Source organism: Craterilacuibacter sp. (genome assembly GCF_051659485.1).
Lineage (GTDB): Bacteria > Pseudomonadota > Gammaproteobacteria > Burkholderiales > Chromobacteriaceae > Craterilacuibacter.
In genome coordinates this window covers 1-9,778 of sequence record NZ_JBOFOO010000349.1, presented here as the reverse complement: position 1 = coordinate 9,778, position 9,778 = coordinate 1, and the positions used below count along the sequence as shown (strand labels likewise).

Below are 9,778 nucleotides of genomic sequence, written 5' to 3'. Positions count from 1 at the left end.
GGTGCGCTCAATAACGGCGCGACCCTCACCGAAATACGCGAAGTGCTGCTGCATGCCGGTGTCTACGGCGGCGCACCGGCGGCGGTGGAGGCGTTCCGCGTTGCGCGCGAACTGATGGCGGAGCTGGGGCTGGAGATGGTGGAGTAGGACAGCGCGATGTAGCGTCTGTGTGGCTGGCGCATTACATGGTTTGCCGGCTACTCAGCCCACCATTTTTATTCCTGATACCAATTTGTTGAGGTGCCATGTCTTATCCATCCCCAAGCTCGGTGGTGCAAGCGCAGCTTGATGCTTATAACGCCAAAGATATTGATGCACTGCTTGGACCTACGCACCGGATGCTTCACTGCATGCGCTGCATGGAGAATGCCTTGCACAAGGCCATGACGAGATGCGCCTGCGATTCATGGCACGCTTTGCCGAGGCGGATCTGTACGCTGACCTGATTTCACGCACGCAGATGGGCGATATTGTCATCGATCACGAGCGGGTGACGCGTAACTTCTCCGAAGGCGTAGGCTGCATGGAAATGCTCTGTATCTACGAGGTCAGGCAAGGGCGGATCCACAAGGCTTCATTTGCCATGGGTGAGCAGCGGCTTCATGCAGTGGGTTCATGAATTAATGGATGCAGGTCTTTAGCCCCCTGTGAGGAGGTGCCTGCAGACAGGATTTTTAAGATTGTTTTTGGAGAAATGATGCAAGGTAGCCATATCGAATGGAATGGAGAGCAAGGAATTGCCGTCTGTGTTTGTGGGAATCGTGGTGTTACCAATGAAGATCGGGTGACTGATTTGTTGCCAATGAGCTTTAGCCTGATTCATCTGGAAGAAGCGACGATGCTGAAGAGAGGAAAGTTTTTACTGTTATGCCAGAAGTGCAGTAAGGATGTAGAGCTGTAGCGTAGCTGGTGGGTTACGGCCTTCGGCCTAACCCACCCTACAGTGCGTGTGGTTGAATCTCGATGGCATGTGGCGCAGGATACGGCGTCAACCTACAAGGAGCAGTCCATGCCTACCATCACCCTGCGCGGTAACCCTATCGAAGTGTCCGGCGTTCTGCCTGTCGTCGGTTCTCAGGCTCCGGCCTTTAATCTGACCAACGGTGATCTGGCCGAGGTGACGCTGGCCGACTTTGCCGGCAGCAAGATCCTGAATATTTTCCCCAGCGTCGACACCCCGACCTGCGCCACCTCGGTGCGCAAGTTCAATGAACAGGCCGCCGGCCGCGACGGTGTGACCGTGCTGTGCATCTCGGCCGACCTGCCGTTTGCACAGAAGCGCTTTTGCGGCGCCGAGGGCATCGAGGGCGTGGTCAATCTGTCGACCTTCCGTCATCCGGAGTTTCGCAGCAGCTGGGGCGTCGAGTTCGCTAGCGGCCCCTTGCAGGGCCTGACCGCGCGCGCGGTGGTGGTGCTGGATGCCGACAACAAGGTGTTGCATAGCGAGCTGGTGAGTGAGGTGGGGCAGGAGCCGGATTACGCGGCGGCGCTGGCGGTACTGTAAGCGGCAGGATGGTGCGGCGCCGCTTGCGGTGCTGCTGTTTCCTGCCTGAACCAGGCCATTTCGCCCAGCAATAGTGCCGAGGCCTGATCCAGACGCTGGGTCATCGGTGCGATGGTGGCCATCTGGCGGGCGATGGCTTGTGCCTTGTCCGACAGGTGGCGGCTGGTGTCGACGATCTGTCGCCCGCTGGCCTCCTGTTCTTCCCCCGCCTCGCCAATTTCGCTGACTTTGCGGCTGACTTCGCCCAGTGCAGCATCGACGGCGGCCAGCGTTTCGGCCTGCACGCTTTGTGCCTGCCGGCTGTCGTTGCCGGTCGCGCCAGCCTCCCTGATTGTGCTGTCCAGCACGCCGGTCGCATTTTCGATCTGTACCAAGGCCTGACTGATGCCGTCGGTGGCATCGCGGGTGCGTTCGGCCAGCTTGCGTACCTCATCGGCAACGACGGCAAAGCCGCGCCCGCTCTCGCCGGCGCGCGCCGCTTCGATCGCCGCATTGAGCGCCAGCAGATTGGTCTGGTCGGCGATGTCGCGGATCAGCGTGCTGACCTGACGGATATTGTCGCTGGAGTGTTTCAGTTCGTTCATTTGTTGCGAGACCGCATCGATGCGTTCAAGCAACTGCCCCATCTTGACGGCACCCTGTTCGCAGGCGCTGCGTGCGGTGATCGTGCGGCGCGCCACGTCGCCGGTACCGGCTTCGATCACGGCCAGATGGCGGGCGATCATGGCCGCCGCCTCGTCGACGCGGCTGGCGGCATGGTGGGAGACATCGGCTTCTTCGGCCTGTGCCACACTGATGGCGATGACCTGCTGCGTCAGTCCGGACAGCAGCGTGTTTTCATGGGCACCGGCGGCGGCATGGTTTTGCACGCGGGACAATAGGGCGGCCAGTTTTTCCAGAAAGCGGTTGATGCCTTGCGCCGCATGCGCCAGTTCGTCCTTGCCCGCTTCGGGCAGCCTCGTCGATAAGCAGCCCTCGGCCAGACTGCCGGCTGCCTGATCGATGGCACGGATGCGGCATTTGAGCCAGTGGGCGAGCGCGCCCTGCGACAGCACCACGGCGAGACAAGCCAGCGCCAGCGGCCCGAGCACCAGTAGCAGCAGGTGGTCAAGGTCGCGGGAGATCTGCAGATTGTCCCGTTCGATCTGCGCCTGCTGGCGCTGGATGTCCTGATCCAGCCTAGCAACTAGCGGCGCCAGATAGCTGTTGTAGGCGGACTCCGGAATGACCAGCGCGTCTTCCGGTGCGGTAGCGGCAATCAGCAAGGCCGAGGCCATCTGCTTGTGGTACTGCGCCCAGTTAGCGGCGACGATGCTGCGAAAAGTTTCGCGCTCGCTGACAGGCAGGGCCAAGAGCACGCCGGGTAACAAGCGGGAGAAGGTCGCATCGGCGCGCTTGAGCCGGGTGGCCGTTTCATCCAGCAGCGGATCGGCGCGCGAAAGCGCCAGCGCTTCGCTCTTGAGGGTATGCATTTGGATGCCGAGCGCCTGTTGCTGGCGGTTGCCGTCCAGTTCGTTCAGTGTCCGTCCCAGCAGCCAGGCGCTGCTGGCCATCACCAATAGCAGGCAGGCAAGGGTGAAGGCAACCGAAGACCACAGGCGCTGGCTGATCGTCATGATTTGCAATCATTCAATGGGAATGGCCGCAGCTTAACCGCAGAGGGTTAAGCTTTTATGACGAGTAAGAATTAGCGGGCAGGCTGGTGTGCGTAGCCCAGGCCGGTAGGGTGGCCCGCCGGCGTGTTCAGGAAATCTGGAACACGCCCAGAATGGCGGGCTCGCCCCGCCTGATTCTGGACGAGCCTTGCCTCCCCGTCCTTCGTTTTCTGTGCCAGCACCGCCAGCGGCAGGGTGCCGCTACCGATCACGTTGCCGTAGAAGCTGCGCACATTACAGGCGCATCCCGTATGGCTTGAGGCTTACGCTGTGGCAGGCAAAGGCTGGCTTGCGCATTCGTGCAGCCAGTCTATCAAAACCTGCAGCCGCTTGGGGGTGGCCTCGTATGGCGGGTGAACCAGGTAATAATCATAGTGGCCGGGCTGGGTGAAACTGCCGAAGGGCAGGATCAGTTCGCCCTTGTCGATGCGCTTTTGCACCAGTTGATGGCGGCCGATGGCGATGCCGCCATGGTTGAGTGCCGCAATTACACATAGATCCGAGCGGTCAAAGGTGAGGCTGCGCCCGGGCAGCAAGGCTTCCATCTGGTGATGGCGTGCCCATAAGCGCCATTCGGCATCATAGGCCGCGTTATGCCAGGCCAGCGAATCGTGCAGCAAGGTGCAATGGCGCAGATTGTCGGGCGTGTCCAGCAAACCATGCTTGCGGGCATATTCCGGGCTGCACACCGGTGCGATCATCTCGCCCATCAGCTTGCTGCCGACCAGACCGGGAAACTCGCCATCTGCGTAGTACAAAGCCAGATCGATAGCTTGGGTGCGGAAATCGACGTTGTCGTTCCCTACGCGGATATCCAGCGAAATATGCGGGTAGCGGGCGCTGAAGTCGGCCAGGCGCGGCACCAGCCAGCATTGTGCCAGTGATGGACGGACATAGAGCGCGATGGCACCGGCCACTTCGGCTTGTGGTGTCTGTTGCAATGCTTCGGACAGTTCGCCCATCGCGCCTTGCAGAATACGGTAGATACGCTCGCCGTCCTCGGTCAGGGCGACCCGCCGTGTCAGGCGGTGGAAGAGCGCAAGTGACAGGCCTTGTTCCAGGCGGGCGATGCGGTGGCTGACGGCGCTGGCGGTCAGGCAGAGTTCTTCGGCGGCGCGGGCGAAGCTCAAGTGGCGGGCCGCTACCAGAAAGGTATGCAGGTTGGCGAACTGGGCGTTGGTGAGCCTGGCACCCATTCTTGGCGAAAGATTCAACATGCTCGCATTGTATCGGAAAGCCGGATACAAACCGCCCGGATCTGCCGCAATCAGCGAACCCGGGCGGTGTAGCGTAGCGGCGTTTAGGCCAGTAGTGACCGGCCTTTAGCCAGATAGGCCTCCATTTCCGCCGGCGGCACCATGCTGCCGCCGGTACCCCACACCAGATGGGTCGCGCGGGCCATGTGTTCGCGGCTCAGGCCGAGGCGGGCGCGGTAGCCCTGTGTTTCCTGCAGTACCCGCGCCATGCCCGGTAACCCGGCCAGTGCCGAAGGCTCCATGCGGATGCCTTCCAGCTGTTCGGCCAGCGCCAGATAGCGATAGAGCGTGTCGTCGCTGACGGTGTAGTAGCCGTCCAGCAGGCGTTGCATCGCCTTGCCGACAAAACCGGAGGCGCGGCCGACGGCCAGTCCGTCGGCGGCGGTGACATTGTCGATGCCGAAGTCCTGCACCGAGACGGCGTCGTGCATGCCGGTGTGGACGCCCAGCAGCATGCATGGCGAGTGGGTCGGTTCGGCAAAGATGCAGTGTACGGCGTCGCCAAACACCAGTTTGAGGCCGAAGGCCACCCCGCCGGGGCCGCCACCGACGCCGCATGGCAGATAGACGAATAGCGGATGTTCGGCGTCGACCGTGATCCCTGCCGCAGCGAGCTGGCGCTGCAGTCGCTCGGCAGCAACGGCATAGCCGAGGAACAGGCTGGTCGAGTTCTCATCGTCGACAAAGTGGCAGCTAGGATCGGATTCGGCTTCTTTGCGGCCTTGTGCCACCGCCACGCTGTAGTCGGATTCATATTCAACCACGGTGACGCCATGGGCGCGCAGCTTGTCCTTCTTCCACTGGCGGGCATCGGCCGACATATGTACCGAGGCCTGAAAGCCCAGCTGTGCACTCATGATGCCGATGGACAGGCCCAGGTTGCCGGTCGAGCCGACCGCGACTTTATACTGTCCGAAGAATGCGCGCATGGCATCGCTGTCCAGCAGGGCGTAGTCATCATCGATGTTGAGCAGGCCGGCAGCCAGTGCCAGATCTTCGGCATGCTTGAGTACTTCATAGATGCCGCCGCGTGCCTTAATCGAGCCGGAAATCGGCAGATTGCAATCGGCCTTGAGCCACAGCTGGCCGCTGGATTCCTGGCCGTGACGCGCCATCAGTTCGGCCTGCAGCTTGGGCATGGGCAGGATGCCCGACTCGATGATGCCGCCGCTGGCGCGGGTTTGCGGGAACACCTGCATGATGTAGGAGGCAAAGCGGTCCAGACGGGCACTGGCATCGGCCACATCGGCTGCAGTCAGGCCGACATCCGCCAGTGCTTCTGCCGTTGGTGCGATGCCGGGGTTGAACCAGCTGGTTTCCTGCAAGGCGATCAGTTCATTGATCAGCGGGTAGCTGGCGCACCAGCTTTCAATTGTTTTGCCCAGAATCATGATGTGGCTCCTGTATCGAATAATAAGTTTGATCGTGTATTGTTTGGATTCGGCTTAAATCACGCGCGACAACAGTAGGGTCAGCCCCAGTGCGACCACGGAGGCCAGCACGGTACCGCCGGTAAATTTCTTCAGTGCATCGGATAGCGAGACACCCAGATATTCCTTCACCACCCAGAATGCCGAGTCGGTGACATGGGTCCAGCCGATAGCACCGGCGCCGATGGCAATCACGATGATTTCGCGGCTGTAGCCGGCGTCGTCACCCAGCATAGGCAAGACCATGCCGGCTGCGCTGATCATGGCGACGGTGGCCGAGCCGACGGCGAAGTGCATCAGCCCTGCAATCAGCCAGGCCAGTACGATAGGGTTCATGTCCAGTTGTGCCAGCGTGCCGGCCAAGACCTTGCCCACACCGCTGTCGATCAGGATGCCGTTGAAGGCACCGCCGGCACCGATGATCAGCAAGATGCTGGCCAGTGGCGGGAAGCATTTGTCGGTCAGCCGCAACAGATCGGCCATCTTCAGGCCGCGACGCAGCCCCAGCGACCAGTAGGCGAACATCACCGCAATCGCCAGTGCCGGCAGCGGGTTACCCAGAAAGGCGACCACTTCGTAGCTGGCTGTACCTGGCGTCAGCCCCATGGTGGCAACCGTTTTGCCCACCATCAGCAATAGCGGCAGCAGGATGGTGAACAGGGTGATGCCAAAGCCGGGCAGATCTTTGCGTTCGCCGCTGTCGCAGCGTTCTTCCAGAAAAGCTTGCTGGGTGGCGGGAGCTTCACGCTTGCATACCAGATTGATCCAGATCGGGCCCGCGATGATGGCCGTCGGCAAGCCCACGATCAGGCCGTACAGGATGACCTTACCCACGTCGGCGCCTAGCATGCCGGTAATCGCCATCGCTGCAGGGTGGGGCGGCAGCATGCAATGCACTACCATCAGTGAAATGGCCAGTGGCACGCCCAGATACAGCATATTGAGGCGGGTTTCTTTGGCGACGACGTAGATCAGCGGAATCAGCAGGACAAAGCCCACTTCGAAAAAGACCGGAATGCCAGCGATGAAGCCGACCAGCATCATTGCCCACGATGCGCGTTCCTTACCCAGCACCTGCAGCAGAGTCTTGGCGATGCGCTCAGCGCCACCGGACTCTTCCAGCATTTTGCCCAGAATGCTGCCCAGACCAATAATTGCTGCCAGAAAGCCGAGTGTGCCGCCGACGCCGTTTTCGAACGAGGCGGCGATAGTGGTGAGCGGCATGCCCGAGCCGATACCGACCACGAAACAGGCTGCCATCAGTGCAAGAAACGCATGGACCCGAACTTTAACGATCAGCACCACAATCAGCACGATGGCCAATAGCAATACCAGTAATAAACCTGTGCCACCTTGCATGATATCTCCTGGGATATTGGCCGCTTACGCATCGTGAGCGTGCCTGATGGGGAGGATTAGACAGGTGTTGGCCTGTCACTGACAAAGGATGGTTTTTCAAGCGATAGATGATCTGGCTTCAGGTGTGGCCGTGGGTGGAGGGGGGAGGTGAAAGCTTGATTCAGCGGCTGCGCCTGCGCTGCCAGTCAAGCGGGAATGTCGGATGCAGATGGATGCGATGCAGGCACGGGAATCCGTGCCTGCAGGGTTGCTGCTGGCTATTTTTCAGCTGCGGTGCTTGTTCATCAGCCGCACATAGTGTTCGGCCGAGTATTTGAAGTAGGCAATTTCTTCGGCAGTCAACGCGCGCACCTTTTTCACCGGATTGCCCAGATACAGGTGGCCCGATTCCAGCCGCTTGCCCGGCGGCACCAGCGAGCCGGCACCGACCAGTACATGCTTTTCGATATGGGCGCGGTCGAGCACGATAGTGCCGATGCCGACCAGCACTTCGTCTTCGATGCTGCAGCCGTGCAGCGTGACGTGATGGCCGATGGTGACATGCTTGCCGATCACCAGCGGCGCGCCTAGCGGGTCGGATTCTTTTTTGTGGCTGACATGCAGCATGGCGAAGTCCTGCACATTGCTGCCTTCGCCGATGGTGATGCTGTTGACGTCGCCACGGATGACCGCATACGGCCAGACCGAGCTGTCTTTTTCCAGCGTGACCTCGCCGATGATGACGGCTGCCGGGTCGATATAGGCCGAAGCGGCCACATTTGGCGTGATGCCGTCAAAAGAACGCAGGTTGTGATTCATCGGGCTGTCCTCATCTTGTCGTTTGATGCTGCCTATCATACAGGCGAGCCCCGACCAAGGATGACATAACGATGAATACCAACCCGCTGCTCGATTTTTCCAGCTTGCCCCGTTTCGATACCATCCGCGCCGAACATGTGGCGCCGGCCATAGACCAGTTGCTGGCCGAGGCGCGCGCCGTGGTGGCCAGTGTCACCGCCAATAGTGATGCCCCAAGCTGGGACAATGTGGAAGGCCCGCTGACCGATGCCACCGAGCGGCTGGGCATCGCGTGGAATGCGGTCTACCACCTCAATAGCGTGCTGAATATGGACGGCATGCGCGACGCATTCAATGCCGCCTTGCCCAAGGTGTCGCTATTCGGTACCGAGCTGGGACAGAATCTGGCGCTGTTCGCCAAATACCAGGCACTGCGCGGCAATAGTCATTTTGATGCGTGGCCGCAGGCGCGCAAGACCATTATCGATAATGCGCTGCGCGATTTTCGTCTGGCTGGCGCCGAGTTGCCGGATGCCGACAAGGCGCGCTATGTCGAAGTCTCGACCCGGATGTCCGAGCTGTCGGCCAAGTTCGGCGAGAATGTGCAGGATGCCACCGATGCCTGGGTGAAATTCATCGCCGATGAAGGCGATCTTGCCGGTGTGCCGGACGATGCCAAAGCGATGTTTGCCGCCATGGCGGCCGCCGATGGCAAAGAGGGCTACAAGCTGACGCTGCAGTTCCCGTGCTATTTCCCGGTGATGCAGTATGCCGACAAGCGCGAGCTGCGCGCCGAAGTGTATGAAGCCTACGCCAAGCGCGCATCCGAGTTCGGGCCGGCAGAACAGGACAACACGCCCATCATGCGCGAGAAGCTGAAACTCGCGCGCGAAGAAGCGCAGTTGCTGGGCTTTGGCTCCTATGCCCAGCTGTCGCTGGCGACCAAGATGGCCGAGTCGCCGGAGCAGGTGATCACCTTCCTGCGCGATCTGGCCGTGCGCGCCAAGCCCTACGCGGTGCAGGACCGCAAGGAGCTGGAAGCCTTCGCCCGCGACGAGCTGGGTCTGGACACGCTGGAAGCATGGGATCTGGCCTATGCCGGCGAGAAGCTGCGCGAACAGCGCTATGCCTTCTCCGAGCAGGAGCTCAAGCAATACTTCCCCGAGCCGCGCGTGCTCGACGGCCTGTTCGGCGTGGTGAAAACCCTGTACGGCGTCGACATCCGCAAGGCGGAGGCAAAGGTATGGCACGACGATGTGGACTACTTCGAGATCGTGAAAGACGGCGAGCTGGTGGGCGGCTTCTACCTCGATCTTTACGCACGCGAGGGCAAGCGCCCCGGCGCATGGATGGCCGATGTATTTGGCCGCCGCGCCAAGGGCGGAGCCGTGCAGAAACCGGTGGCGTTCCTGACCTGCAATTTCACCCGTCCGCTGGGTGACAAGCCGGCCGTATTTACCCACGATGAAGTGATCACCCTGTTCCACGAGTTCGGTCACGGCCTGCATCATCTGCTGACCCGTGTCGACGAACTGGGTGTCTCCGGCATCTCCGGTGTCGAATGGGACGCGGTCGAGCTGCCATCGCAGTTTATGGAAAACTTCTGCTGGGAATGGGACGTGCTGCAGGGCATGACGGCGCAGGTGGACAGCGGCGAGCCGCTGCCCAAGGCGCTCTACGACAAGATGATTGCCGCCAAGAATTTCCAGAACGGCATGATGACGGTACGCCAGCTGGAATTCTCGCTATTCGATATGCGCATGTATCACGAGATGGCGCCGGACGGTGACTGGATGG

At 60.8% G+C, this 9,778-nt stretch carries 8 protein-coding genes and 1 pseudogene; 4 read left to right on the top strand and 5 right to left on the bottom strand.

Translation table 11 applies throughout. From position 1 onward, the window contains the following. From ACRC1E_RS12000 to tpx, 3 genes are all read left to right on the top strand, one after another. Nucleotides 1-147: carboxymuconolactone decarboxylase family protein (locus tag ACRC1E_RS12000; protein ID WP_438515327.1), on the top strand; the 147-nt coding region annotated here is incomplete at its 5' end. 244 nt (nucleotides 148-391) lie between these two features. Further along, nucleotides 392-619 carry a hypothetical protein gene (locus ACRC1E_RS11995; protein ID WP_438515326.1) on the top strand — a complete coding sequence of 76 codons (228 nt, stop codon included), beginning with the start codon at nucleotides 392-394 and terminating at the stop codon, nucleotides 617-619. A 390-nt stretch (nucleotides 620-1,009) separates the two neighbouring features. Then, nucleotides 1,010-1,504: a thiol peroxidase gene (tpx, locus tag ACRC1E_RS11990; RefSeq protein ID WP_438515325.1), complete on the top strand. Its 495-nt coding sequence runs from the start codon at nucleotides 1,010-1,012 to the stop codon at nucleotides 1,502-1,504. Between the two features lie 164 nt (nucleotides 1,505-1,668). Here the strand turns inward: tpx and ACRC1E_RS11985 are convergent. The 5 genes and pseudogenes from ACRC1E_RS11985 to ACRC1E_RS11965 all read right to left on the bottom strand — a co-directional run. After that, nucleotides 1,669-2,526: pseudogene (locus ACRC1E_RS11985) on the bottom strand (methyl-accepting chemotaxis protein); the annotation flags it as partial. 896 nt (nucleotides 2,527-3,422) lie between these two features. Beyond that, a complete protein-coding gene (dsdC, locus tag ACRC1E_RS11980) occupies nucleotides 3,423-4,376 on the bottom strand; it encodes a DNA-binding transcriptional regulator DsdC (RefSeq protein WP_438515324.1) in 954 nt (317 codons plus the stop codon). A gap of 83 nt (nucleotides 4,377-4,459) precedes the next feature. Continuing rightward, nucleotides 4,460-5,806, bottom strand: a complete 1,347-nt coding sequence (gene dsdA / locus ACRC1E_RS11975) for a D-serine ammonia-lyase (RefSeq protein ID WP_438515323.1) — start codon at nucleotides 5,804-5,806, stop codon at nucleotides 4,460-4,462. 54 nt (nucleotides 5,807-5,860) lie between these two features. Then, a complete protein-coding gene (locus ACRC1E_RS11970) occupies nucleotides 5,861-7,204 on the bottom strand; it encodes a GntT/GntP/DsdX family permease (protein WP_438515322.1) in 1,344 nt (447 codons plus the stop codon). 264 nt (nucleotides 7,205-7,468) lie between these two features. Beyond that, nucleotides 7,469-8,002, bottom strand: coding sequence for a gamma carbonic anhydrase family protein (locus ACRC1E_RS11965; protein WP_438515321.1), 534 nt, complete (start codon nucleotides 8,000-8,002; stop codon nucleotides 7,469-7,471). A gap of 71 nt (nucleotides 8,003-8,073) precedes the next feature. Here ACRC1E_RS11965 and ACRC1E_RS11960 point away from each other — a divergent pair. Then, nucleotides 8,074-9,778 (top strand): M3 family metallopeptidase (locus ACRC1E_RS11960; protein WP_438515320.1); only part of this gene is annotated, 1,705 nt, incomplete at its 3' end.

Coding starts and splice junctions, on each gene's coding strand:
- ACRC1E_RS11995 (WP_438515326.1), top strand. CDS start 392: ATGCGCCTGCGATTCATGGCACGCTTTGCCGAGGCGGATCTGTACGCT.
- tpx (WP_438515325.1), top strand. CDS start 1,010: ATGCCTACCATCACCCTGCGCGGTAACCCTATCGAAGTGTCCGGCGTT.
- dsdC (WP_438515324.1), bottom strand. CDS start 4,376: ATGTTGAATCTTTCGCCAAGAATGGGTGCCAGGCTCACCAACGCCCAG.
- dsdA (WP_438515323.1), bottom strand. CDS start 5,806: ATGATTCTGGGCAAAACAATTGAAAGCTGGTGCGCCAGCTACCCGCTG.
- ACRC1E_RS11970 (WP_438515322.1), bottom strand. CDS start 7,204: ATGCAAGGTGGCACAGGTTTATTACTGGTATTGCTATTGGCCATCGTG.
- ACRC1E_RS11965 (WP_438515321.1), bottom strand. CDS start 8,002: ATGAATCACAACCTGCGTTCTTTTGACGGCATCACGCCAAATGTGGCC.